The 26,706-nt window shown below is 63.2% G+C and carries 18 protein-coding genes and 1 tRNA gene; 2 read left to right on the top strand and 17 right to left on the bottom strand.

All coding sequences use genetic code 11. The annotated features are described in order from the left end of the window. Nucleotides 1-17: 17 nt before the first annotated feature. The 15 genes from fusA to IVA91_RS15855 all read right to left on the bottom strand — a co-directional run bounded on the left by fusA (nt 18) and on the right by IVA91_RS15855 (nt 22,145). Nucleotides 18-2,090 carry an elongation factor G gene (gene fusA, locus IVA91_RS15925; protein WP_247279361.1) on the bottom strand — a complete coding sequence of 691 codons (2,073 nt, stop codon included), beginning with the start codon at nt 2,088-2,090 and terminating at the stop codon, nt 18-20. Nucleotides 2,091-2,123: 33 nt separating this feature from the next. Beyond that, the gene (rpsG, locus tag IVA91_RS15920) at nt 2,124-2,594 is read right to left on the bottom strand and encodes a 30S ribosomal protein S7 (RefSeq protein WP_035709569.1); all 471 of its coding nucleotides are present in this window, start codon (nt 2,592-2,594) and stop codon (nt 2,124-2,126) included. Nucleotides 2,595-2,609: 15 nt separating this feature from the next. Next, nucleotides 2,610-2,981, bottom strand: coding sequence for a 30S ribosomal protein S12 (gene rpsL / locus IVA91_RS15915; RefSeq protein ID WP_007603006.1), 372 nt, complete (start codon nt 2,979-2,981; stop codon nt 2,610-2,612). Between the two features lie 890 nt (nt 2,982-3,871). Next, nucleotides 3,872-5,896 (bottom strand): ABC transporter ATP-binding protein, encoded by a 2,025-nt coding sequence (locus tag IVA91_RS15910; protein ID WP_247279360.1) that lies wholly within the window; start codon nt 5,894-5,896, stop codon nt 3,872-3,874. Between the two features lie 132 nt (nt 5,897-6,028). Further along, nucleotides 6,029-8,089, bottom strand: a complete 2,061-nt coding sequence (locus tag IVA91_RS15905) for an FAD-dependent oxidoreductase (RefSeq protein ID WP_247458962.1) — start codon at nt 8,087-8,089, stop codon at nt 6,029-6,031. 192 nt (nt 8,090-8,281) lie between these two features. After that, entirely contained in the window at nt 8,282-12,478 is a 4,197-nt protein-coding gene (gene rpoC, locus IVA91_RS15900; RefSeq protein ID WP_247416824.1) for a DNA-directed RNA polymerase subunit beta', read from the bottom strand. Nucleotides 12,479-12,606: 128 nt separating this feature from the next. After that, entirely contained in the window at nt 12,607-16,725 is a 4,119-nt protein-coding gene (gene rpoB, locus IVA91_RS15895) for a DNA-directed RNA polymerase subunit beta (RefSeq protein WP_247279357.1), read from the bottom strand. Between the two features lie 482 nt (nt 16,726-17,207). Continuing rightward, nucleotides 17,208-17,585 (bottom strand): 50S ribosomal protein L7/L12, encoded by a 378-nt coding sequence (gene rplL, locus IVA91_RS15890; protein WP_124157674.1) that lies wholly within the window; start codon nt 17,583-17,585, stop codon nt 17,208-17,210. A 54-nt stretch (nt 17,586-17,639) separates the two neighbouring features. Beyond that, nucleotides 17,640-18,158 (bottom strand): 50S ribosomal protein L10, encoded by a 519-nt coding sequence (gene rplJ / locus IVA91_RS15885; protein WP_247279356.1) that lies wholly within the window; start codon nt 18,156-18,158, stop codon nt 17,640-17,642. A 586-nt stretch (nt 18,159-18,744) separates the two neighbouring features. After that, on the bottom strand, nt 18,745-19,698 hold the full coding sequence (locus IVA91_RS15880) for a 2-hydroxyacid dehydrogenase (RefSeq protein WP_247279355.1): 954 nt from the start codon (nt 19,696-19,698) through the stop codon (nt 18,745-18,747). Nucleotides 19,699-19,804: 106 nt separating this feature from the next. Continuing rightward, a complete protein-coding gene (rplA, locus tag IVA91_RS15875; RefSeq protein WP_018647230.1) occupies nt 19,805-20,497 on the bottom strand; it encodes a 50S ribosomal protein L1 in 693 nt (230 codons plus the stop codon). 6 nt (nt 20,498-20,503) lie between these two features. Beyond that, the gene (gene rplK / locus IVA91_RS15870; RefSeq protein WP_012045056.1) at nt 20,504-20,932 is read right to left on the bottom strand and encodes a 50S ribosomal protein L11; all 429 of its coding nucleotides are present in this window, start codon (nt 20,930-20,932) and stop codon (nt 20,504-20,506) included. 132 nt (nt 20,933-21,064) lie between these two features. Beyond that, complete coding sequence (gene nusG / locus IVA91_RS15865; protein WP_247279354.1) at nt 21,065-21,619, bottom strand: transcription termination/antitermination protein NusG; 555 nt, start codon at nt 21,617-21,619, stop codon at nt 21,065-21,067. After that, entirely contained in the window at nt 21,619-21,810 is a 192-nt protein-coding gene (gene secE / locus IVA91_RS15860; RefSeq protein ID WP_027564420.1) for a preprotein translocase subunit SecE, read from the bottom strand. The genes nusG and secE overlap by 1 nt, the downstream gene beginning before the upstream one ends. Before the next feature lie 259 nt (nt 21,811-22,069). Next, nucleotides 22,070-22,145: transfer RNA gene (locus IVA91_RS15855), tRNA-Trp, on the bottom strand. 150 nt (nt 22,146-22,295) lie between these two features. Here IVA91_RS15855 and IVA91_RS15850 point away from each other — a divergent pair. After that, nucleotides 22,296-23,519, top strand: coding sequence for a serine hydrolase domain-containing protein (locus IVA91_RS15850; RefSeq protein WP_247279353.1), 1,224 nt, complete (start codon nt 22,296-22,298; stop codon nt 23,517-23,519). 116 nt (nt 23,520-23,635) lie between these two features. Here the strand turns inward: IVA91_RS15850 and IVA91_RS15845 are convergent, their stop codons facing one another. Continuing rightward, nucleotides 23,636-24,403, bottom strand: coding sequence for an SDR family oxidoreductase (locus IVA91_RS15845; RefSeq protein ID WP_247279352.1), 768 nt, complete (start codon nt 24,401-24,403; stop codon nt 23,636-23,638). Between the two features lie 70 nt (nt 24,404-24,473). Next, complete coding sequence (locus IVA91_RS15840; RefSeq protein WP_247279351.1) at nt 24,474-25,172, bottom strand: histidine phosphatase family protein; 699 nt, start codon at nt 25,170-25,172, stop codon at nt 24,474-24,476. A 133-nt stretch (nt 25,173-25,305) separates the two neighbouring features. On the opposite strand from IVA91_RS15840, the gene IVA91_RS15835 reads away from it, so the two are divergent. Next, nucleotides 25,306-26,091, top strand: a complete 786-nt coding sequence (locus IVA91_RS15835) for an SDR family oxidoreductase (protein ID WP_247279350.1) — start codon at nt 25,306-25,308, stop codon at nt 26,089-26,091. The last annotated feature ends 615 nt before the right edge of the window (nt 26,092-26,706 follow it).

Genomic DNA, 26,706 nt, shown 5'->3' with positions numbered 1-26,706 from the left:
CTTGAGACCGACGACAATCAGGCAAACTTCTTCTGGACTTCTGCCGACACGTTGGCCGGCGCTTCTGCGTAGTGGTCGAACTGCATGGTGAAGGTCGCGCGACCCTGGCTCATCGAGCGCAGATTGTTCACGTAACCGAACATGTTCATGAGCGGCACCATCGCATTGATGACGTTGGCGTTGCCGCGCATGTCCTGACCCTGGATCTGACCGCGCCGGGAGTTCAGGTCGCCGATGACCGAGCCGGTGTAGTCTTCCGGGGTCACCACTTCGACCTTCATGATCGGCTCGAGCAGGACGGACTTGCCCATCTGGAGCGCTTCGCGGAAGCAGGCGCGCGAGGCGATTTCGAAGGCGAGCGCCGACGAGTCGACGTCGTGATACTTGCCGTCGACGAGCGTCACCTTGACGTCGACCACGGGGAAGCCAGCGACCACGCCGGACGACAGCACGCTCTCCAGGCCCTTCTCGACGCCGGGGATGTATTCCTTCGGCACCGCGCCGCCGACGACCTTCGATTCGAACTCGAAGCCCTTGCCGGGCTCGTTCGGCTCGACGATGAACGACACGGCCGCGAACTGGCCGGTACCGCCGGTCTGCTTCTTGTGGGTGTAGCTGTGCTCCACCCGCTTGGTGATGCGCTCACGGAACGCCACCTGCGGCGCACCGATGTTGGCGTCGACCTTGTAGGTGCGCTTGAGGATGTCGACCTTGATGTCGAGATGAAGTTCGCCCATGCCCTTGAGGATGGTTTGGCCGGACTCGTGGTCGGTCGACACGCGGAAGGACGGATCCTCCGCGGCGAGCTTGGCCAGCGCCACGCCCAGCTTCTCCTGGTCGGCCTTGGACTTCGGCTCGATCGCGATCTCGATGACCGGCTCGGGGAATTCCATCTTCTCCAGAATCACCTGCTTGTCGGGATCGCACAGCGTGTCGCCGGTGCGCGCTTCCTTCAGGCCGGCCAGCGCGACGATGTCGCCGGCATAGGCTTCCTTGATGTCCTCGCGGTTGTTCGCATGCATCAACAGCATGCGCCCGATGCGCTCCTTCTTCTCGCGGGTCGAGTTCACGACGCCGGTGCCGCTCTGTAGAACGCCGGAGTAGATGCGGCAGAAGGTGATGGTGCCGACGAACGGGTCGTCCATGATCTTGAACGCGAGCAGCGCCAACGGCTCCTTGTCGTCCGCCTTGCGCACGACTTCGTTGCCCTTGTCGTCGGTGCCCTTGATCGCGGGCACGTCGAGCGGCGACGGCAGATAGTCGACGACGGCGTCGAGCAGCGGCTGCACGCCCTTGTTCTTGAAGGCCGAGCCGCACAGCACGGGATAGAACGCGCCGGTCAGCACCGCCTTGCGGATCAGCCGCTTCAACGTCGCCTCGTCCGGCTCCTTGCCGTCGAGATAAGCGGCCATGGCGTCGTCGTCGAGCTCGACGGCGGCTTCCACCATCTTCTCGCGGTATTCCTTGGCCTGATCGACGAGCTCTTCCGGAATATCGACATAGTCGAACTTCGCGCCGAGCGATTCATCGTTCCAGACGACGCCCCTCATCTTCACGAGGTCGACGAGACCCTTGAAGTTGTTCTCGGCACCGATCGGAAGCTGAATCGCGACGGGCTTGGCGCCGAGGCGATCGACGATGTCAGCCAGGCACTTGAAGAAGTCCGCACCGATCTTGTCCATCTTGTTGGCGAAGACGATGCGCGGAACCTTGTACTTGTCGCCCTGGCGCCAGACCGTCTCGGTCTGGGGCTCGACGCCCTGGTTCGAGTCGAGCACGCAGACGGCGCCGTCGAGCACGCGCAAGCTGCGCTCAACTTCGATGGTGAAGTCGACGTGGCCGGGCGTGTCGATGATGTTCAGGCGCTTGCCGTTCCAGAACGCGGTGGTCGCAGCCGAGGTGATCGTGATGCCACGCTCCTGCTCCTGCTCCATCCAGTCCATCGTCGCGGCACCTTCGTGCACTTCGCCGATCTTGTGGCTCTTGCCGGTGTAATAGAGGATGCGCTCGGTCGTCGTCGTCTTGCCGGCGTCGATATGCGCCATGATACCGAAATTACGGTAGTCCTCGATGGCATGTTGGCGGGGCATGGGGTGTTCCTTGCGAGTCCGTTGGTTTCGCCGTTACCAGCGATAGTGCGAGAAGGCGCGGTTGGCTTCCGCCATGCGGTGCACGTCTTCGCGCTTCTTGACGGCGTTCCCCCGGTTGTTCGATGCGTCCAAAAGCTCCGCCGAGAGCCGCTCGGTCATCGTCTTCTCGTTGCGCTCGCGCGCGGCCGCGATCAGCCAGCGAATGCCGAGAGCCTGCCGGCGGGTCGAGCGAACCTCGACCGGAACCTGGTAGGTCGCGCCGCCGACGCGGCGGGAACGCACTTCGATCGTCGGCATGACGTTCTCGAGCGCCTGCTCGAACACGCCGAGCGGGTTCTGCTTGGTCTTGGTTTCGATGATACCGAACGCACCGTAGACGATGCCCTCGGCGACCGACTTCTTGCCGGCATACATCACCGAGTTCATGAACTTCGTGACGATGATGTTCCCGAACTTCGGATCGGGAAGGACTTCACGCTTTTCAGCAGAATGGCGACGAGACATGGACGAGGTTCCCGCTTACTTCGGACGCTTGGCGCCGTACTTCGAACGACGCTGCTTACGGTTCTTGACGCCCTGGGTATCCAGAACGCCGCGGAGGATGTGGTAGCGCACGCCGGGCAAGTCCTTGACGCGGCCGCCGCGGATCATGACCACCGAGTGCTCCTGGAGGTTATGACCTTCGCCGGGGATGTAGCCGATCACCTCGAAGCCGTTGGTCAGGCGCACCTTGGCGACCTTACGAAGCGCCGAGTTCGGCTTCTTCGGGGTCGTGGTGTAGACGCGGGTGCAAACACCACGCTTTTGCGGCGACTGCTGCAGCGCCGGCACCTTCTTGCGCGACTTCTGCACTTCCCGCGGTTGAGCGATCAGCTGGTTGATCGTCGGCATCCTGGCCTTACCCTTTGTTCTGCCGCGGCCCCTTTCGGGTCCGCTGTCTTGCCGCGGCCCGTTGCCGGGACCGCAAATTCTTTCGAGCTACCGGCCCGACGGAGCCGCCTTGCGCAGATCAATCCGCACAAAGCGAAATTGCGCCAACCGCTCCATCACCGAGCGGAAAGCGCTTCGACGCCACAGAGGACCGCAGTATTGGACCGGTCAGCACAATGCCGTGGCCCGCGCACTGAGGTCATGCATCCGAGTTCGATCTCATGAGAACGTGCTCAAGAGAACTAAAATCGCACTGGCATTGCCTAGCTATGATCGACAGCGTTTGAGCGGCATTCGTCGAGGTTGGTGCCCGCCTTAGCGATCCCCTGAGGGATCAAACGGGTGGCCCGTTCCGACGCTGGCGATGCTCACCGCCTGTCGTTAAGTGAGGCGCTTTCTATAAGTGAGAATCGATCAAGTCAAGGTGAAACGACAGTCACAAAGCGCTTCAGGCGCCTGCAGAAACAGCCTCTTGGCCACCTCACTGCCCCTGCCTCACATGGGAATGAAGCGCTCCATTTGCTAGGTCCGAAGACAATTATACCCGGACTAAATGTAGCTTTATTACCAAAGTGAGCGTGTTTTCCAGCCCACACCCCAATCCGCTGGCTCGTGGCAGGCTTTCCAGTCTTCCGTGGCGCGCCACGATGCCCAGTCTCGCCTGGATTTTCGGCTAGCGTTGGTCGATCCCCGATGGGCCGGCGCGCCCAATCCAAGGGCCGAAAATCTGCGGCTTCGCGTCGGCCGAACGCCACGCATCAGGGAATCAGCGACTCGGTGCCGGGGTCCGCGTTCTGGGCGAGGAGACATGGATCGCGCACGGCGATTGCTTTGCAGCCGAACGACCCCGGTCACTCCTCCTCGTCGTCCTCATCATCATCGAGGTCTTCATCCTCGTCAACATCGTCGCTGTCGCCGTCGGCGTGAGCCACCGCGCCATGGGGCTGGTGGACCTGATCGTTCCACAGCTTGCGATAGGTGCCGTTGCTGGCGAGCAGCTCGGCATGGGAGCCGCGCTCAATCGCCTTGCCCCCTGATATCACGATGATCTCGTCCATCTCGACCACCGAGGTCAGGCGGTGGGTCGACCAGATCATGGTGCGGCCCTTGGCGACCTTCAGCAGCGTGCGGTTGATCGCGGCTTCCGTGGTCTGGTCGAGCGCCGAGGTGGCTTCGTCCAGCAGCAGCACCGACGGATTGCGGATGATCGCGCGCGCGATCGCGATGCGCTGGCGCTGGCCGCCCGAAAGCGTATCGCCGCGCTCGCCCACCGGGGTGTCGTATCGCTGCGGCAGGCCCATGATGTAGCGGTGGATCTCGGCCTTTTTGGCCGCCTCCTCCACCTCTTCATCGGTCGCACCCTCCTTGCCGAGCCGGATGTTCTCGCGGATCGACATGTTGAACAGCATGTTCTCCTGAAACACTACCGCCATGCTCCGGCGCAGCGAATCCAGCGTCACCTTGCGGACGTCGACGCCGTCGATGGTGAGGCGGCCTTCGTCGGGCACGTAGAGCCGCAGGATCAGATTGAGCAGCGTGCTCTTGCCGGAGCCGGAGGGACCGACGATGGCAATGCGCTTGCCGGCATTGAGCTTAAGGCTGAGATTGTCCAGCACCGGCGTCTGGCTGCCTTCGTATTGGAACGTCACACGGTCGAAGGTGATGTCGTGGGTGATGCGTGGCAGGTCGGGCGCGCCAGGGCGATCGGCGCCGCGCGTCGGTTCGTCCAGCAATTCCTGGATGTGCCGGATCGCGGCGGCCGAGGAGATCGACACCGGAATGAAATGCATCACATGGGCGATGTTGTAGGAGACCTCCCAGAACGCGCTCTCGAAGGTGACGAAGGTGCCGATGGTGATCTGGCCCTTGGTCGCCAGATATGCGCCGATCGCGAGCACGACCAGGTGCAGGAGCAGCACCGAGATGGTGACCGTCCGCTCCACCATGGTCGACAGGAACGCGGCGGAGGCGATCTTGTTGCGCGTCTCGTCGTTGCGGAAGGTGAAGAAGCCGAACATCTTGCGCTGCAGGCTGAACGCCTTGATCACGGCCTGGGCCGCCACGTTCTCCTGCACCATGCCGAGCAGCGCACTCTCGTTGAGCTTCTGCTCGTAATTGGCCTGCACTGCCTTCGGAGTGAGGATGCGCGGACCGATCAGCGTGATCGGGAACACCAGCAGCGCGACCGCCGCGAGCTGCCAGTTCAGGAACACCATCAGGATGATGCCGGCGATCAGCTCCAGGAACGGCAGCGCTGCGCTATTGGCAAAGGTCTTGACCGAACCTTCGAAGGCCGAGAGATCGACGGAAAAGCGCGACAGGATCTCGCCGCGCCGGGTGCGGCCGAAATAGGCCGCCGGCAGATCCTGGACGTGCTCGAACAGGCGTTTGCGCACGTCGGAAATGATGCAGGCAGCGAGCCGCGCGTCCCAGCGCTCGTACCAGACCGCGACGATCGAGGTGAAGATGCCGGCGACCGCGAGCACGCCGAGGATCTTGTAGAGGGCCTGGAAGTCCTCCTCGCCGAGCGCGTCGTCGATGAGGTACTTCAGGCTGAGCGGCATGATGACGTTGAACAGGGTCTCGACCAAGACGCCGAACGCCACGAATGACAGCATCCGCTTGTAGTTGGTCAGATAGGGCCTGACGAACCCGACAATGGTGGCGAGCGCACCGGCAGCCTCGCGCGCAGTAAAGACGACGAGATCCTCGTCCTCATCGTCCTCATCGAGCTCCAGCTCATGCTTCCCCTTGCCTTCGTCATCCTCATGGTCCTCGAGGTCCGGCTTGGCGCTGGAGGCGAGCCTGTCGTCGCGCTCGGCCGCCTCTTCCACGGCGGGCTTCTGTTTGTCGGGCGAGAGGGGCTTGGACGCCATGAAACCAACCGATGCTGACGGCCGGCATGACCGCAGAGAAAGCAGGAATAGCGGCAACCGCTATTGCACCGATTCTATGCGATCAAGATGAATTCGGCAAACAATTGGCAAATTCGGGGGGGCCGCGGCTTGCTAGTCGTCGTCCTCGTCCTCGACCTTGTCGAAGAAGGAATAGCGCAAGCTGTCAGCGTCGGCATACCACTGGCCCGGCCCCTTGTTGGCGGCGAGCGTGGCCTCCCAGAGCGCATCGGTGCAGTCCTTGCGGTGCATCGACAGATCGAAGCCGTTGCCGAAGAACAGTTCGGACCATTCCCACCAGGTGCCGAGCTTCTTGACCCCGCGCAGCAGGTCGTAGCGGTCGATCAGTGCCGGCGCCATGTCCGAGGTGATCGAGCCGAACACGACGCCGGTCTTGACCACACGATTCAGCTCGCGGATCGCGCGGGCCACCTGTTTCGGGGAAACGTGGCAGAGGCTGGTCTCGAACACGAAGTCGAACGCACCGTCCTTGAACGGCATGTCTGTGATCGAGCCGAGCTTGTTGAACTTCTTCAGTGCCTTCGGCGTCTTGGCATGAATGGCGCGGTTGTTCTCGATTCCCCATGCATCGATGCCGCGATCGCGCAGTGCACCGACCAGTTCGCCGCTGGCGGAGCCCGCGACCAGCAGCTTGGCGCCCCTCGGCTCGCCCCAGACGATGCCGACCAGCTTGGTGAGATAATCGGGATCGGTGAAGTGGCGCCACGCCTCGTGATAGGGACCGAGGCCGCGATAGTTCTCGAAATAATTGCGGTCGATCTTGTCGGAGCGCGGCTTGTCCTCCTGCGCGCGCTCGCGGCGCAGCCGCATCATCTCCGTCAGGATGATGTCGGTCGCCGCATCCGAGGAGTCGAGCAGACCGTTCAACGTCGAGTCGAACAGATAGTCGCCGACCACGACGATACCGGGATGCTCCTTCGGCTCGGGCCGGTGATTGGTCATCACGTCGCGCACCGGCAGACCGCCCGGCAGCGCGTTCACCGACGACAGCCAGCGGTGGATCTTGCCTTCCATAAAATGCGAACGCGCGTTGCCGAGGAATGCCGGCAGCGATTTCAGCGCCGCGTCGATCAGCTCCTGGTCCGACAGATTGGCAAAGGCCAGCGCGTCAGAGCCGGCAATGAGCCAGTTCAAGACGCCATGCTTGCCGACGTCGTGGCGCGCGCCCTCATTGTAGACGCAGCAGCCGCCGAAGGCCTCCGACATGAACCAGGCGCCGGAAATCTTCTGGCCCCAGAACGGCTCGTCGAACAGGATCGAGACGCGCAGGTAATGCGCGGGGCGGTCGAAGTATGAGACGTGCTTGACCATCGACTTGCGCAGCTGCTCGCCTTCCCAGCCGACGGTGGCGAGCCAGGAATGCGACAGGCACATCAGCACGAGATCGAAATCGCGCGTCTCGGGCCCCCTGCCGTTCATCATCTTGAGCTGGTAGCGACCGGTCGGCGCCTTGCCGACGGTGAGCACCCGGTGGTTGAGTTGGATGTCGGCATTGACTTCCGACTGGAGGCACTCGATCAGTTGCTCGTTGCCGTTCTGGATGGAATAGAGGCCGATATAGCCGTCGACGTCCATCAGATAGTTCTTGAGCGCATTGAGGCCGTTGGTGTTGTGGCTCTCGGTCGCAATGTCCGAGCGCGCCATGACCTTGAAGAAGCGCTTTGCCGTCTCGTCCTCGACCTCCTCGTCGAGGACCTGCTCGGCGGTCTTGTAGGCCCAGGGGTTCTCGTTGTCGTGCGCGCCGACGCCCTCGTAATATTCGATCGGCGACATCACCTCGGTACAGCGCTTGCGGAATGCCTCGATCGCGGCCGCGGTCTTGGCGCCATATTTGCGGCGCATGCCCGCGACGTCGTTGAGGAGCTCGCCGCCGAACTGGACCTGCTCGGCATCCATCGGAATGGTCTGAAGCCCGAAATGCTGGATCAGTTCGCGCAGCGGATCGGGGCCGGTCATCGAGTAGTCGTAGATCTCGGCCACGCCGGCCTCGTACATCGCGGGCGCAGAATCGAATTTGCGCGTGACGATCTTGCCGCCGAGCCGATCGGATGCCTCGAAGATGGTGACGCGGCAGAGGTCGCCGAGCTTGCGCTTCAGATACCAAGCGCTCATCAGCCCGCCGGGGCCGCCGCCTACGATTGCAAGATCAAGCATGTGAGTTCCGTGGTCTCCGGCCCTGCCCCCGACACGGGACCACCGGCCTAAGCTCTCCTAGCAGAAGCGCTTTTGCGGCTGAAGGAAAGATGAACAAGAGCTGATCCCGCATCGCAATAAACATGGAAAGCAGCAAAAAGGCCGGCAAAAGCCGGCCTTTTCATTGTCCTCGGTATTCCTACGGATGAAGCATCATTCCGCCGGCGGCAGCGCCATCGGCTCCGCTTCCGGGGCGGGCGACACGACGGCCGCCTGCTTCTCGCGCTCGTCCAGGATCAGCTTGTCGCGCTTCATGGCGACTTCGCGGATCTTGGCCATGGAGGCGCCGGTGCCTGCCGGGATCAGCCGGCCGACGATGACGTTCTCCTTGAGGCCTTCGAGCGGATCGATCTTGCCGTTGACCGCCGCTTCCGTGAGGACGCGGGTGGTCTCCTGGAACGAGGCCGCCGAGAAGAACGAGCGGGTCTGGAGGCTGGCCTTGGTGATGCCGAGCAGAACCGGCGTTCCCGTGGCGGGCTTCTTGCCCTCTTCCCTGGCCTTCTCGTTCAGCGCGTCGAACTCGATCTTGTCGACCTGCTCGCCCGAGATCATGTCCGTGTCGCCCTGGTCGGTGACTTCCACCTTCTGGAGCATCTGGCGAACAATCACCTCGATGTGCTTGTCGTTGATGAGCACGCCCTGGAGCCGGTAGACCTCCTGGATCTCGTTGACCAGATAGGCCGCGAGTTCCTCGATGCCCTTGATCGCCAGAATGTCGTGCGGCGCCGGGTTGCCTTCCACGATGAAGTCGCCCTTTTCGACGACGTCGCCGTCCTGAAGGTGGATGTGCTTGCCCTTCGGGATCAGGTACTCGCGCGGCTCCTCGGTCTTGTCCATCGGCTCGATCGAGATGCGACGCTTGTTCTTGTAGTCGCGGCCGAACCGGATGGTGCCCGCGATCTCGGCGATGATCGCCGCATCCTTCGGACGCCGTGCCTCGAACAGCTCCGCCACCCGCGGCAGACCGCCGGTGATGTCGCGCGTCTTGGCGCTTTCGGTCGAGATACGGGCGAGGATGTCGCCCGGCTGAACCTTGGCTCCGATGTCGACCGAGAGAATGGCGTCGACCGACAGCATGTAGCGGGCATCGCCGCCACGGGCGAGCTTGAGCACCTTGCCGTCCTTGCCCTTGACCACGATGGCCGGACGCAGGTCCGAACCGCCGCGGGTCGAACGCCAGTCGATGACCACGCGCTTGGCGATGCCGGTGGCCTCGTCCAGCGTTTCCGAGATCGACTGCCCTTCGACCAGATCCTCGAAGCCGATGGTGCCCTCGACCTCGGTGAGGAGCGGACGGGTATAGGGATCCCACTCGACGATGCGCTGGCCGCGCTTGACGTTGTCGCCCTCGTCGACGTGCAGGCGCGAGCCGTACTGGATACGGTGCGTCGCACGCTCGGTACCGTCGGCATCGACGATCGCCACCACCATGTTGCGCACCATCGCGATCAGGTGACCTTCGCTGTTGCGGGCGATGGCCTTGTTCCTGATCATGATCTTGCCGTCGAAGTTGGCTTCGACGAAGGACTGCTCGTTGAGCTGCGCCGCACCGCCAATGTGGAAGGTGCGCATGGTGAGCTGGGTGCCCGGCTCGCCGATGGACTGCGCCGCGATGACGCCGACCGCTTCGCCGTGATTGACCGGCGTGCCGCGGGCGAGGTCGCGGCCGTAGCACTTGCCGCAGATGCCGTTGACGAGCTCGCAAGTCAGTGCCGAGCGGATCTTCACCTCCTGCACGCCACCCTGCTGGATGGCATCCAGATGGCTCTCTTCCATCAGCGTGTCGCGCTTGATGATCACCTTGCCCGAGCTGTCACGCACGTCTTCGCAGGCCGTGCGTCCGAGGATGCGCGAACCAAGCGAGGCGACCACGGTGCCGGCATCGACGATGGCACGCATCTTGATGCCGAGCTTGGTGCCGCAATCGCTCTGCGTGATGATGCAGTCCTGCGCCACGTCGACCAGACGACGGGTCAGGTAGCCGGAATTCGCGGTCTTCAACGCGGTGTCCGCGAGGCCCTTGCGGGCGCCGTGGGTCGAGTTGAAGTACTCGAGCACCGAGAGGCCTTCCTTGAAGTTCGAGATGATCGGCGTCTCGATGATCTCACCCGACGGCTTGGCCATCAGGCCGCGCATGCCGGCGAGCTGACGCATCTGGGCCGGCGAACCGCGGGCACCGGAGTGAGCCATCATGTAGATCGAGTTGATGTCGGCGTCGGCTCCGCTCGCCGTCTTCTTGGTGGCGGAGATCTCCTTCATCATCGCCTTGGCGATTTCTTCCGTGGCCTTCGACCAGGCGTCGACGACCTTGTTGTACTTCTCGCCATGAGTGATCAGGCCGTCGTTGTACTGCTGCTCGAAATCCTTCGCCAGCGTACGGGTGGTATCGACGATCTTCCACTTGCCGTGCGGCACGACCATGTCGTCCTTGCCGAACGAGATGCCGGCCTTGAACGCGTTGTAGAAGCCGAGCGCCATGATGCGGTCGCAGAAGATCACCGTTTCCTTCTGGCCGCAATGACGGTAGACCTGGTCGATCACGCCCGAGATCTCGCGCTTGGTCATCAGCTTGTTGATGATCTCGTACGAGATCCGCGGATTCTTCGGCAGCAGATTGCCCAGCATCACGCGGCCGGCGGTGGTCTCGATCCAGCGCCTGGAGACCTTGCCGGTCTCGTCCATGCCTTCCCACCGGTACTTGATCTTGGTGTGGAGGTGGATGACCTTCGCGTGTAGCGCGTGCTCGAGCTCGGCCATGTCGCCGAAGACCTTGCCCTCGCCGGGCAGGCCTTCGCGCATGATCGAGACGTAGTACAGACCCAGCACGATGTCCTGCGACGGCACGATGATCGGCTGGCCGTTCGCCGGATGCAGGATGTTGTTGGTCGACATCATCAGCACGCGCGCTTCCAGCTGCGCTTCGAGCGACAGCGGAACGTGCACGGCCATCTGGTCGCCGTCGAAGTCGGCGTTGAACGCGGAGCAGACCAGCGGGTGCAACTGGATCGCCTTGCCCTCGATCAGCACGGGCTCGAACGCCTGGATGCCGAGGCGGTGCAGCGTCGGTGCGCGGTTGAGCAGCACCGGATGCTCGCGGATCACCTCGTCCAGGATGTCCCAGACCTCGGGCCGCTCCTTCTCGACCAGCTTCTTGGCCTGCTTCACGGTGGTGGACAGACCCTTGGCGTCAAGCCGCGAATAGATGAACGGCTTGAACAGCTCGAGCGCCATCTTCTTCGGCAGGCCGCACTGATGCAGACGCAGCTCGGGACCGACCACGATCACCGAACGACCCGAATAGTCGACGCGCTTACCGAGCAGGTTCTGACGGAAGCGGCCCTGCTTGCCCTTGAGCATGTCGGCGAGCGACTTCAGCGGGCGCTTGTTGGCACCGGTGATGACGCGGCCGCGGCGGCCGTTGTCGAACAGCGCATCGACCGCTTCCTGAAGCATGCGCTTCTCGTTGCGGATGATGATGTCGGGCGCGCGCAGCTCCATCAGCCGCTTCAAGCGGTTGTTGCGGTTGATGACGCGGCGGTAGAGGTCGTTGAGGTCCGAGGTCGCAAAGCGGCCGCCGTCCAGCGGCACCAGCGGACGCAGGTCCGGCGGGATCACCGGGACCACGGTCATGATCATCCATTCCGGCTTGTTGCCGGAGTGGCGGAACGCTTCCACGATCTTCAGGCGCTTGGCCAGCTTCTTGTGCTTGATGTCGGAGTCGGTCTCCTGCATCTCGAGGCGCAACGAGGCCTCGAGCTTCTCGAGGTCCATGCCCTTGAGCAGCTCGCGGATCGCTTCCGCGCCGATCATGGCGGTGAAGGAATCCTGGCCGTACTCGTCCTGCGCCTTCAGATACTCGTCTTCCGACAAGAGCTGACGGTCCTTCAGCGCGGTGAGGCCCGGCTCCAGCACGACGTAATATTCGAAGTAGAGGATCCGCTCGAGATCCTTCAGCGTCATGTCCAGCAGGAGGCCGATGCGCGAGGGCAGCGACTTCAGGAACCAGATGTGGGCGACGGGGGCTGCGAGCTCGATATGGCCCATGCGCTCGCGCCGGACGCGCGACAGCGTGACCTCGACCGAGCACTTCTCGCAGATGATGCCCTTGTACTTCATGCGCTTGTACTTGCCGCACAAGCACTCGTAGTCCTTGATCGGCCCGAAGATGCGGGCGCAGAACAGGCCATCGCGCTCGGGCTTGAAGGTACGGTAGTTAATGGTCTCCGGCTTCTTGATCTCGCCGTAGGACCAGGACAGAATCTTCTCTGGAGACGCGATCGAGATCCGGATCTGGTCGAAGACCTGAGCCGGCGTCGTCGGGTTGAAGAGATTCATAATTTCTTGGTTCATCGTCTTCTCCTCGCGTGCCGGTCGCCTCCGGCCGCAAATTCGAAAATCACTTAGCGGGGCGCCCTGCCCTCAAGGCCTCAGGCGGGGCGCCAATGCCCGGCCGCGAAGGCCGGGCACGACAGGTCGAATTACTCGGCCGCTTCCGACGTCGGCGCCGGTCCCATCTTGGAGTTGTGCAGGTCGACGTTGAGGCCGAGCGAGCGCATTTCCTTGACCAGCACGTTGAACGATTCCGGAATACCGGCCTCGAACGTGTCGTCGCCGCGCACGATCGCCTCGTACACCTTGGTGCGGCCGGCGACGTCGTCCGACTTCACCGTCAGCATCTCCTGGAGCGTGTACGCCGCGCCGTAAGCCTCGAGCGCCCACACCTCCATTTCGCCGAAGCGCTGGCCGCCGAACTGCGCCTTGCCGCCCAGTGGCTGCTGGGTGACGAGCGAGTACGGACCGATCGAACGCGCGTGGATCTTGTCGTCGACGAGATGGTGCAGCTTGAGCATGTAGATGTAGCCGACCGTCACCTTGCGATCGAACGGATCGCCGGTACGGCCGTCATAGACGGTCGACTGCCCCGAAGCGTCGAGACCGGCGAGCTTCAGCATCTCCTCGATGTCGGCTTCCTTGGCGCCGTCGAACACCGGCGTCGCAATCGGCACGCCGCGGCTCAGATTGTGGCCGAGCTCGATCAGTTCGCTGTCGTTGAGCGACTTGATCGTCTCGTCCTCGCCATAGACCTTCTTCAAGGTTTCCTTCAGCGGCTTGATGTCCTGCTTCGACAGGTAAGCATCGACCGTCTGGCCGATCCGCTTGCCAAGGCCGGCACAGGCCCAGCCGAGATGGGTCTCGAGAATCTGTCCGACGTTCATGCGCGAGGGCACGCCCAGCGGATTGAGCACGATGTCGGCATGCGTGCCGTCTTCGAGGAACGGCATGTCCTCGATCGGCACGATCTTGGACACCACGCCCTTGTTGCCGTGGCGGCCGGCCATCTTGTCGCCGGGCTGGATCTTGCGCTTCACCGCGACGAAGACCTTGACCATCTTCATCACGCCGGGCGGCAATTCGTCGCCGCGCTGAAGCTTCTCGACCTTGTCGAGGAAGCGCTGTTCCAGCCCCTTCTTCGACTCGTCGTACTGCTTCCGCATGGCCTCGATCTCGGCCATCAGCTTGTCGTTCGGCGAAGCGAACAGCCACCACTGCGACTTCGGGTACTCCTCGAGCACCGCACGGGTGATCTTGGTGTCCTTCTTGAAGCCCTTCGGACCGGCGATGCCCTGCCGCCCTTCGAGCAGCTCGGCAAGACGGTTGTAGACGTTGCGGTCGAGGATCGCCTGCTCGTCGTCGCGGTCCTTGGCCAGACGCTCGATCTCTTCCCGCTCGATCGCCAGCGCACGCTCGTCCTTGTCGACGCCGTGACGGTTGAACACGCGCACTTCGACGATGGTGCCCTGCACGCCCGGAGGAACGCGCAGCGAGGTGTCGCGAACGTCGGAAGCCTTCTCGCCGAAGATGGCGCGCAGGAGCTTCTCTTCCGGCGTCATCGGGCTTTCGCCCTTGGGCGTGATCTTGCCCACCAGGATGTCGCCGGCGCGCACTTCCGCACCAATGTAGACGATACCGGCTTCGTCGAGGTTCTTCAGCGCTTCTTCCGAGACGTTCGGAATGTCGCGGGTGATTTCCTCGGGCCCGAGCTTGGTGTCGCGGGCCATCACCTCGAACTCCTCGATGTGGATCGAGGTGAAGACGTCTTCCTTCACGATCCGTTCGGAGAGCAGGATCGAGTCTTCGAAGTTGTAGCCGTTCCACGGCATGAACGCGACCAGCACGTTGCGCCCCAGAGCGAGCTCGCCGAGATCGGTCGAGGGACCGTCGGCGATGATGTCGCCCTTCTTGACGACGTCGCCGACCTTCACCAGCGGACGCTGGTTGATGCAGGTCGACTGGTTGGAGCGCTGATACTTCATCAGCCGGTAGATATCGACGCCCGACTTGGTCGGATCGAGATCTTCGGTGGCGCGGATGACGACGCGGGTCGCGTCGATCTGGTCGATCACGCCCGAACGGCGCGCCGCGATCGCGGCACCCGAGTCACGCGCAACCACGCCTTCCATGCCGGTGCCGACGAACGGCGCCTCGGCGCGAACCAGCGGCACCGCCTGACGCTGCATGTTCGAGCCCATCAGCGCGCGGTTGGCGTCGTCGTTCTCGAGGAACGGGATCAGCGCCGCGGCCACCGAAACGAGCTGCTTCGGCGACACGTCCATGTAGTCGACCTTGTCAGGCGTCACCGGCAAGACTTCGCCGGCGTGACGGCAGACCACGAGGTCTTCGGTGAAGCGGCCCTTCGGGTCGAGCGGCACGTTGGCCTGCGCGACCGTGTAGCGGCCCTCCTCCATCGCCGAGAGGTACACGACCTCGTCGGTGACTCGGCCGTCCTTGACCTTGCGGTACGGCGTCTCGACGAAGCCGTACTTGTTCACGCGCGCGAAGGTCGCGAGCGAGTTGATCAGGCCGATGTTCGGGCCTTCCGGCGTCTCGATCGGGCAGATGCGGCCGTAATGCGTCGGATGCACGTCGCGCACCTCGAAGCCGGCACGCTCGCGGGTCAGACCGCCCGGTCCGAGCGCCGACAGGCGTCGCTTGTGGGTGATCTCGCTGAGCGGGTTGGTCTGGTCCATGAACTGCGAGAGCTGCGAGGAGCCGAAGAACTCGCGCACGGCGGCGGCCGCCGGCTTGGCGTTGATCAGGTCCTGCGGCATCACCGTGTCGATGTCGACCGAGGACATGCGCTCCTTGATCGCGCGCTCCATGCGCAGGAGGCCGATGCGGTACTGGTTCTCCATGAGCTCGCCGACCGAACGCACGCGGCGGTTGCCGAGATGGTCGATGTCGTCGATCTCGCCCTTGCCGTCGCGCAAATCCACCAGCGTCTTGATGACGGAGAGGATGTCTTCCTTGCGCAGGGTACGCTGAGTATCGGGCGCATCGAGGTCGAGGCGCATGTTCATCTTGACGCGGCCGACCGCGGAGAGGTCGTACCGCTCGGCGTCGAAGAACAGCGACTGGAACATGGCCTGCGCCGATTCCAGCGTCGGCGGCTCGCCCGGACGCATCACACGGTAGATGTCGAACAGCGCGTCCTCACGCGTCATGTTCTTGTCGGCCGAGAGCGTGTTGCGAATGTAGGGGCCGACATTGACGTGGTCGATGTCGAGCAGCGGCAGCTCCTTGTAGCCCTGCTCGTTGAGCGCCTTCATCAGCTTGTCGGTGATTTCCTCGCCGGCTTCAGCGTGGATCTCGCCCGTCTTCGGATTGACGAGGTCTTCGGCGACGTAGTTGCCGACCAGTTCCTCATCGGCCATGCGCAGCGCCTTCAGCCCCTTCTCTTGGAACTGGCGGGCGGCACGGACGGTGAGCTTCTTGCCGGCCTCGAGCACGACCTTGCCGGTATCCGCGTCGATCAGATCGTTGACGGTCGAGTAGCCGCGGAAGCGATTGGCGTCGAACGGAACGCGCCAGCCTTCCTTGGTCCGCTTGTAGAGGATCTTCTTGTAGAACGTGGACAGGATCGCCTCGCCGTCGAGGCCGAGCGCGAACATCAGCGACGTCACCGGAATCTTGCGGCGACGGTCGATACGCGCATAGACGATGTCCTTGGCGTCGAACTCGATGTCGAGCCAGGAGCCGCGGTACGGGATCACGCGGGCGGCGAACAGCAGCTTGCCCGAGGAATGGGTCTTGCCCTTGTCGTGGTCGAAGAACACGCCGGGCGAACGGTGCATCTGCGAGACGATGACGCGCTCGGTGCCGTTGACGATGAAGGTGCCGTTCATCGTCATGAGCGGGATGTCGCCCATGTAGACGTCCTGCTCCTTGATGTCCTTCACCGACTTCGCGCCGGTCTCCTCGTCGATATCGAATACGATGAGGCGCAGCGTTACCTTGAGCGGAGCCGCGAAGGTCATGCCGCGCTGGCGGCACTCGTCGACGTCGTATTTCGGCTGCTCGAACTCGTAGCGGACGAATTCCAGCATCGAGGTGCCCGAGAAGTCGGAGATCGGAAACACCGAGCGGAACACCGCCTGCAGACCCTCGTCAAGACGGCCGCCCGGCGGTTCGTCGACCATCAGGAACTGGTCATACGACGCCTTCTGAACCTCGATGAGGTTCGGCATCTCGGCGACTTCCTTGATGTGTCCGAAGAACTTGCGAACGCGTTTGCGACCGGTGAATGTCTGCTGCGCCATCGTGGCCTCTCATTTCGTCGCCCGCTTGGGCGCGCCGTCCGGAACGCGGCTGCCGCCGCTCCCGGGTTGAATTTTTCGAACCCGTCTTGGGGGCCAAAAGCTCAGTTCAGGCGGGAATGTCCTGAATCTGTTCTTCAGACCTTCAAAACGCAAAACGACGCGCGGGGCGCAGAAGCGCGCCCGCCCGTCACAACGATTGTCTTCACGGACTGCAAAAGCCCGAAATAGCCTGCTCTCCCAACGGCTTACAGGGAAATCCGGCATCCCTGCCCACCGCGCTTTCGTGCTGCCGACCCGATATGGGGCGACAATAGTGGAGATTCGAGGGGTAAACCCTCAAATCCCCACACTTTTTCGTGTTCGGCCTGCGTCGGGACGTTCCGTCGCACGCCTTTTGCATCCGGCTCACCCCTTCGATGAGGAGCGGACCAAGACCCCGGGTCGGGCTGATGCTCGCCCGGGACCTCACCAGCAAGCTGCGCTTACTTGAGCTCGACCTTGGCGCCAGCCTTCTCGATCTGCGCCTTGATCTTCTCGGCTTCTTCCTTGTTCACGCCTTCCTTCAGCGGCTTGGGAGCACCCTCGACGAGGTCCTTTGCTTCCTTCAGGCCGAGACCGGTGATGGCGCGGACTTCCTTGATGACCTCGATCTTCTTGTCGCCAGCGCTGGCGAGAACGACCGTGAACTCGGTCTTCTCTTCCGCCGGAGCGGCAGCGGCGCCGCCAGCGGCCGGGCCGGCCACGGCGACAGCCGCGGCAGCCGAAACACCCCACTTCTCTTCGAGGAGCTTCGCGAGTTCGGCAGCTTCGAGCACGGTGAGGCTCGAGAGGTCGTCAACGATCTTCTGCAAGTCAGCCATTGTTCAGTTTCCTTACGTGTAAGTCTGGTTCGGGTTTGAGTTTTGCGAAGGGTGTCAGGCCGCTTCGCCCTTTGAGGCATGAGCCTGGATGACGCGCGCGAGCTTGCCCGCGGGCGCGTTGGCGAGCTGAGCGAGCTTGGTCGCCGGGGCCACGATGAGGCCGACGATCTTGCCGCGCAGTTCGTCAAGCGACGGCAGCGAGGCAAGCGCCTTCACCCCGTCGACATTCAGGACGGTCTTGCCCATCGAGCCGCCGACGATGACGAACTTTTCGTTCGCCTTGGCGAATTCGATGGCGACCTTTGGCGCCGCTACCGGATCGTTGGAAGTCGCGATCACGGTCGGCCCCTTCAGCATGGGGCCGATGGCAACGACGTCAGTGCCTTCAAGAGCAATTTTGGCGAGACGGTTCTTCGAGACCTTCACCGAGGCGCCAGCCTGCTTCATCTGCGTGCGCAGCTTCTGCATCTGGGCAACGGTGAGGCCGGAATATTGAGCAACGATCGCGACGCTCGTGGTCTTGAAGACCTCGTTGAGCTGTTCGACCGCTTCCTTTTTTGCCGCTCGTTCCACAGCAAGCTCTCTCCGGTTGGCGGTCATCGCGAGAAGCGGGACCGCCGGGTTGCACCCATCGTCCCGCCCAAACCTGAACCTCCGGGCCAAACCCATCGGACACGCCGGGCAAGACGACAATTCAAAGCCTGCCCTCCGGGAGCCCATGAGGCCCACGGCGTGTCGAGGTCCGAACCAGACCCCGTTTCGCGAAGCCAGTTTTGAAGCTGGGGCGCGAAGTGAAATCCGGTCTTCACCCGTCTATGCAGGCCATGCGATTAAGCCGTTGAGAAATCGAAATTCCCCGCGGACGCCTGCAGTCTTGGACAGGACAAGGTCAGCCGGCGAACCGTCCGACCTCTGTCCGCATTCCACCAAATGACGGGCTCTCTTTCCTTGTCCGGAAAATCCTTACGGACGTCCTGGAAAGGAATGATCTCCTGTCGTGTCGGGTTTTCGGAATGCGAGCACGAACGCGCCAGCCGAGGCCGGCACGTCCGGAAGCGGTTCTTTAACCGCTCGGAGCCGGCTTGCCAAGAGCAAAATTCGCACCAGTTCCAAGCCGCTGCCGCAAGCGTTTGACCAATTAGGGCAGAGAAGGATCGATTCAGGCCTTTTTGACCTCATAGGGCAGCGGCCTGCCATCGAAAAACGCGGTCAGGTTGGCCAGCACGCAATTCTGCATGGCGACGTGCGATTCGAGGGTATGGCCGCCGAGATGGGGGGCGAGCACCACATTGGGCAGCGCGGTTAGCGCGTCGGGCGCGTGCGGTTCCCTCTCATAGACGTCGAGGCCGGCGCCGGCGATGGTCTTGTCGGTCAGCGCCGCGACCAGGGCCTTCTCGTCGATGACCGAGCCGCGGGAGATGTTGATGACATACCCGTCCGCGCCAAGGCGCCTCAGGATGTCGGCGCTGACGACGTGCTGGGTCTCGGCCCCTGCCCGGACCGCAATCATCAGCACGCTGCACCAGTCGGCGAGTCCTTCCAGCGACGGGAAATATTGATACGGCAAATCGTATTTGGTGCGGCTGAAATAGCCGACTTCGCTCTCGAAAGCGGCGCAGCGCGCCGCGATCTTGCGGCCGATCTCACCCATGCCGTAGACGCCGATGCGGCGGCCGGGCATGCCCGTCTGTGGCCGCATCATCGGCGAGGGTTTTGACGCCGCCCAATCGCCGCTGCGGACATATTGGTCGGCAGCCAGGATCCGCCGCGTCGTCGCCAGCATCAGGGTCATCGCAATATCGGCGACCGAAGCTGCGTTGGCACCCGGACTGTGGCCGACCGCAACGTTGCGCGCGGCGGCCGCCTCCAAGTCGACGCCGTCATAGCCGGTGCCGTAGCAGACGATCGCACCGAGCTTGGGAAACAGGTCCATCGCCTCCGCTCCCAGCGGGGTGCCGCCTGCCGTCAGTACCGCGCGGATGCCGCCGAGCTCGTCGGCCGAAAACACCTCGCGCGCGGGCTTGCCGCCAGTGTCGAGCAGTTCGAAGCGCTCGGCGAAAAGCACCATCATCGTCTTGGGAAAGCGGGAGTAGATCAGGACCTTGTCAGCCATTGTTCTTGTTTCCCGTGAACGCGGTCACAAACGACGAGGGGCGGAATCGGTTGCCCAATTCCGCCCCTCGCCTCATGCAATTTGCAAATCTCAGCCGAGGCAAGCCTTAGCCGAGGATGGTGCCCGGCTCGACCTTCACGCCGGGGCCCATCGTCGAGGACACCGCAACGCGCTGGATGTAGGTGCCCTTGGAGCCGGCCGGCTTCGCCTTGGAGACGGCGTCTGCCAGGGCCTTGATGTTCTCAACCAGCTTCTCCTCGGAGAACGACGCCTTGCCGACGCCGGCCTGCAGGATGCCGGCCTTCTCGACACGGAACTCGACCGAGCCACCCTTGGCACCCTTCACCGCGCCGGTGACATCCATGGTCACCGTGCCGATCTTCGGGTTCGGCATCAGGCCGCGCGGGCCGAGCACCTTACCGAGGCGGCCGACCAGCGGCATCATGTCGGGGGTGGCGATGCAGCGGTCGAAATCGATCGAGCCGTTCTGCACCTTCTCGACCAGGTCCTCGGCGCCGACGACGTCAGCACCCGCCGCCTTTGCCTCGTCGGCCTTGGCGCCACGGGCGAACACGCCGACGCGGAGCGTACGGCCGGTGCCGTTCGGCAGGGTCACGACGCCGCGAACCATCTGGTCGGCGTGACGCGGATCGACGCCGAGATTGATCGCGACCTCGATGGTCTCGTCGAACTTCGCCTTGGCGCGTTCCTTGACCATCTTGATCGCGTCCGCGAGCGGGTAAAGCTTTTCGCGATCAATGCCTTCGCGGGCTTTGTTCAAACGCTTTCCGATTGCCATGACCGCTTACCCCGCAACTTCCAGACCCATCGAACGGGCGGAGCCCTCGACCATCTTCATGGCCGATTCGATGCTGTCGCAATTCAAGTCCTTCATCTTCTTCTCGGCGATCTCGCGCACCTGCGCCTTGGTCACCTTGCCCGCCTTGTCACGGCCCGGTGCTTTCGAGCCGGACTGAATCTTGGCGGCCTGCTTGAGGAAGTAGGACATCGGCGGCGTCTTCATCTCGAAAGTGAAGGAACGGTCCGCATAGATGGTAATGACCACCGGGATTGGGGTGTTCTTCTCTTCCTTCTGGGTCTGCGCGTTGAACGCCTTGCAGAACTCCATGATGTTGAGACCGCGCTGACCGAGCGCGGGACCGATCGGGGGCGAAGGATTCGCCGCACCGGCCGGGACCTGAAGCTTCAGGTATCCGGTCACTTTCTTTGCCATGTATCACTCCTGTTGTGCCGGCATGTCCGCCGGCGGTTTCAGGTTCGTGGTCTGGGTCGGATGCGGCTGGCAACCGCCCTCTCCCTCCCACGGCCTCTTGCTGCGCAAGACCGAAGTCTCACGCCTACCCGGTCAGACCTTCTCGACCTGACCGAATTCCAGTTCGACCGGCGTGGCGCGGCCGAAGATCGACACCGCGACCTTCACGCGCGAGCGCGCCTCGTCGATTTCCTCGACCACACCCGAGAACGAGGCGAACGGGCCGTCGGCCACGCGCACGTTCTCGCCGATTTCGAACGAGACCGACGCCTTCGGCCGTTCCACGCCCTCCTGCACCTGATGCAGGATGCGCATGGCCTCGGCTTCCGAGATCGGCATCGGCTTGTTCTCGGCGCCGAGGAATCCCGTCACCTTCGGCGTGTTCTTGATCAGATGGAACGCCTCGTCGGTCAGCTTCATCTTCACCAGCACATAGCCGGGGAAGAACTTGCGCTCGGCGTCGATCTTGCGGCCGCGGCGCACTTCCGTGACCTTCTCGGTCGGCACCAGTACCAGGTCGAACAGCTCCTCGAGCCCGCGCTGCTTGGCCTGCTCGCGGATCGATTCGGCGACCTTCTTCTCGAAGTTCGAATAGGCGTGGACGATGTACCAGCGCTTGTCGGACACTTGAGCGGTTGCTGTTGCCATCAGTGGATGCCCAGAAGGAAGGTGATGAGGTAACGGATGATCTGGTCGGCGGCGAAGAAGAAGACCGAGGCCACGGCAACCATGACGAACACCATGATGGTGGTGATCGTGGTCTCACGACGGGTCGGCCAGGTGACCTTGGCGGTCTCCGAGCGCACTTCCTGCAAGAACTTGAACGGGCTGACTGCCATCGTTTGATGTCCAACGTCCGTCGCAAGACGGCTACTGATTTCAAAGGGATCCGAACAGCCGCCTTTGGCCCAGCCCTCGTCTGAAGGATGAGCCGGAAACCGGGCTCGATTGTTCGGGGATTTCAAAGCCGCGCCGGAAATCCGCGTCTAACGGGCCGGCTGCGAGTGCGGGGTAAATACTGCGAATGGGGCCAAAGGTCAAGATATGGGGACGGCTTGCGCGGCAAGCGAGCGGATCGAGCCGCCTAATTGATTTTGCTGGCAGGAGTGGCAGGGCTCGAACCTGCGACCCCCGGTTTTGGAGACCGGTGCTCTACCAATTGAGCTACACTCCTACAGACCCCGCGTCGCCTTAGGATCAGGGCCGCTTTCAAGCACAGGGGACGGCCGGTTTGCAAGGGTGAACCGCGCCGGCTTCGCTTGTTTGTGCCGGGGTTTTGGGGCCACAGTCCATTCCAGATAATCAAGAGCAACCGGGAGCGCCCATGACCGCCACAGCCGCCCAACACGCCACGATCGCGCCGCAGACCCCGCCTCTGCCGGAAGCCCGCCCCGAGACGCTCGGGCTGTCGCGTCCCCGCCTCCAGGCCATGTCGGACGCCTTCAAGCGCGAGATCGACAGGGGAACCGTTCTCGGCGTCACCGTGCTGGTGGCCCGCCGCGGCCAAATCGGCTGGTTCGAGGCACTGGGACGGCAGAGCCCGACGGGCGCGGCGCCGATGGCGCGCGATTCGATCTTCCGGATCTTCTCGATGACCAAGCCGATTGTCTCGGTCGCTATCATGGCGCTGATCGAGGATGGCCATCTCCTTCTCAGCGACGCGGTCGCCAAGTTCATTCCGGAGTTCGCCGAGCAAAAGGTCGGCGTGGTCAGCGGCGGCCGGCTCAACCTGGTTCCGCCGAGGCGGCCGATGACGGTGCAGGACCTGCTCCGTCACACCTCGGGCCTGACCTACGAGCACCAGGGCGACGGCCCGGTGCACAAGCTCTACCAGGAGTCCCGCGTCCGCAGCCGCAAGATCACCAATGCCGAGCACGCCGCGCTGGTGGCGAGCTTTCCGTTGATCTGCCATCCCGGCGACGAGTTCAACTACAGCCGCTCCACCGACATCCTCGGCCGCATCGTCGAAGTCGTCAGCGGCAAGTCGCTCGGCGCGTACCTCGCCGAACGCGTCCTCGCGCCCTTGCAGATGGCCGAGACCGGCTTTGCGACGCCCGAGACCAATTCCGGCCGCCTCGCCGAACCGTTCGCGGCCGATCCCTGGACCGGCGACAAGGTCGCGCTCTTCAACATGCTCGAGCAGCCGGTGATGGAGTCCGGCGGTGGCGGGCTGGTCTCGACCACGATGGATTATGCGCGCTTCTGCCTGATGCTGCGCAACGGCGGCACGCTCGACGGCAACAGGATCATCGGCCGTAAGACGCTGGAGCTGATGGCGTCCGATCATCTCGGGCCGCATGTTGCAACAAATGGCACGCTGCTGTCGCCCGGCCACGGCTTCGGTCTCGGCTTTGCCGTGCGCCGCGAGGCCGGCATCGCGCCCTTCCCCGGCAGCGTCGGCCAGTATTTCTGGAGCGGCATTGCGGGCACGTTCTTCTGGATCGATCCGAAGGAGGATCTGTTCGCGGTGTTCATGAGCCAAGGCCCGGGCCAACGCGACTATACGCGTACGCTGGTGCGGGATCTGGTTTACGCGGCGGTGGAGTGACCCGAAGGGTCATTCCGGGGCGATGCAAAGCATCGAACTATGGTGCGCAATTGCGCACCTGAGAATCTCGCGATCCCGGGTTCACGCTTCGCGTGCCCCGGGATCACGCCAAAGCCTCAACTGATCGTCGCGCCGCCGTCGATCACCATGGTCTGCCCGGTCATGAAGTCGCCGGCCTTCGAGCCGAGGAACACCGCCGCGCCCGCGATCTCGTCTGGCATGCCGATGCGCAAGAGAGGCGAGCGCGAGGTCGAGGCTTTCAGATTCTCCGGATTGTCCCACAGCGCTTTCGCAAAGTCGGTCTTGATCAGGCCGGGCGCGATGCAGTTCACGCGGATATTGTGCTTGCCGTATTCGCAGGCGAGGTTGCGCGCGAGCTGCATGTCGGCGGCTTTCGAGATCGCGTAGGCACCGAGGATGGTCGAGCCCTTGAGGCCGCCGATCGACGAGACGATGATGATCGAGCCGTCCTTGCGCTCGATCATCTGCGGCACCACCATCGAGATCAGCCAATTGTTGGCGACGATGTTGTTGTCGAGGATTTTTCTGAACTGATCATCGGAGATGCCGGCGAGCGGACCGTAGTACGGGTTCGACGCCGCGTTGCAGACCAGCACGTCGATCTTGCCGAAAGCGCGGTTGCTCTCGTCGACGAGGTTTTGCAGATTCTCTTTCGAGGAGATGTTGGCGGCGATCGCGACCGCGGTGCCCTTGCCGAATCTATCGTTGATGCTATTGGCCACCTGCTCGCAAACGTCGGCCTTGCGCGAGGAGATCACCACCTTAGCGCCGTGCTCGGCCATACGCTCGGCGATCGCGAGCCCGATGCCGCGGGTCGAGCCGGTGATGACGGCAACTTTCCCCTTCATGTCGAACAAGGTCATGTTTCTCTCCCAGAGTATGATTTGACTTGGCTTTGAACCTTACGCCGCAGCCGCGCGGCCGGACAACGGCTCACGCAAGCTTCTTGACTTCCGGTCCCGCAGGCTGGTGCATCGCTGCGTGCGCAGCATCGGCGATCCACGGCTGCTGGTTCACCATCGGCAACCGCCAGACCGTGCGCTTGGGGCTTGCGAAATGATCGAGCCGCGTCACCGAGCAATTGTCGATATCGAATGCGAGCCCCTGCTCCGGCAAGCCGCCGAGCGCAAGGCCTACGGCCGCCTTGATGGTGCCACCATGCGCGACCGCGATGATGTCCTGCCCGGCCGCTTCCACATTGATCCGTTCGATGGTGCGCCGCGTGCGATTATAGAGGTCCATGAAACTTTCGCCGCCGGGCGCGGGCTCGTTGATGTCGGCGAACCAGCTGGCGCCGACGGGGCGGCTCGCGATGAACTCGGCGCGGTTCATGCCCTGCCAGCGGCCGAGATTCTGCTCGGCGAGATCCGCTTCCCATTTCATCGACGCAGGCCGTGGAAAGCCTGTTGCCCAGATCGCCTCGGCCGTCTGATGTGTGCGCATTAGATTGCTCGAATACCAGACTGCGTTGCGTGGCAGCACCTTGGCAACAGCGTTGAACACATAGGTGTCGCTGATGTCGCAGGCGATGTCGGACTGGCCGTAGATGTTGCCGCCGTCATCGCGCACCGGCGCGTGCCGGACCCACCACCACCGTGTCGTGACCACATTCGGCTTGTCTGCGCCTGCCATCGAAACCCTTCCATCCCGCGTGATGTCGCTGTACGTCAGTAGCGAACGTGTCTCAAGACACTTTGCCGTTTGAAATGTTGTTTGAAATTCCGTCGCGCGGCAAGGGCCGCGTGCGAGCCAAAGGGAGAAGCGCATGGGCCGCTTGCAAGGCAAATCCGTCATCATCACCGGCGCCGGCAGCGGCATCGGCCGCGCCGCTGCGCTGCTTTTCACCAGGGAAGGCGCAAAGCTCATCGCCGTCGATCGCACCGAAGCGGTGAAGGAGACCGTCGAGGAGATCAAGAACGCCGGTGGCATCGCGGAAGCCATGATCGCGGATGCCGGCTCCGAGACGGACGTCATCGCAATGATCGACAAGGCCGTGAAGGCGCATGGCCGGCTCGACGTGATCTGGGCCAATGCCGGCATCTCGGGCGGGCTCATCCCGCTCGCCGAGCAGACGGTGGAGCACTGGCAGGAGATTTTGCGCGTCAACCTCATCGGGCCGTTCCTCGCGGTGAAATACGCGATGCCGCACATGGTCAAGCAACAGTCCGGCGCGATCGTGCTGACGGCGTCCGTCGCCGGCCTCAAGGCCGGCGCCAGCGGACATCCCTATGCGGCGAGCAAGGCGGGCGTGATCAGCCTGGTGCAGACCACAGCCTATTCGCTCACCGGCACCGGCGTGCGCATCAACGCGGTGTGCCCCGGCCTGATCGAGACCGGCATGACCAAACCGATCTTCGACCGCGCCAAGGAGCGCGGCACTCAAGACAAGATCGGCCAGCTCAACCCGCTCAAGCGCCCCGGCCAGCCGCACGAGCTCGCGGCGATGGGACTGTTTTTGGCCAGCGACGAGGCCTCGTACGTGAATGGTCAGGCATTCCCCGTCGACGGCGGCCTGACGGCATCGATGCCGTATACGGGCAAGCCGGTTTAACTGAAGGTCTCGTGTCCCGGACGCGACGCAGCGCGCAAGCGATGTGGCGCAGAGCCGGGACCCAGCAGGCCACCGCACTAGCGGATGGGCCCCGGCTCGGCAGCGCACCGCTGAAGAAGCGCTGCGCTGCGTCCAGGGCACGAGCGGAGAGTTTTGTCGCGCGCCTGTATCAACATCGTCATTGCGAGCGCAGCGAAGCAATCCAGAATCTATCCGCGGATACATTTTTGGATTGCTTCGCTGCGCTCGCAATGACGGAGTGTGGGGTGATGGCATCGCGCTTTCAATTCGCTTTCAATTGCAGACACACCTTCGCATCTTCGCGGCTTGTTCGCCCGAGCTCTGCTTCGATGCCTTGCCCTCTCATGAAAGAGGGCGCAGGGAAGACCGGGAGCCGGTTGGCTCCCATGGGCCGCCATGCCAAGAGCAGATTGCGTGTGCTTCATGCATAGCGGACAACAGGGCAACCGGAGACATCCCGGCCTTCCCTGCGCGGATGGTTGGAACGGCTTATGTCGCGCTCTTGTGTCTGGGAAATCTGCCAGAATGTGCAAACGGGCGGTTCTCGCAAAACCGCCCGTTGCTGGATCTGAGCCCGGTCGCGCTCAAAGGCCG

This window comes from Bradyrhizobium sp. 153 (genome assembly GCF_023073835.1).
Lineage (GTDB): Bacteria > Pseudomonadota > Alphaproteobacteria > Rhizobiales > Xanthobacteraceae > Bradyrhizobium.
The sequence above is the reverse complement of the archived record's forward strand: the minus strand, read 5'-3'. Positions and strand labels throughout refer to the sequence as shown.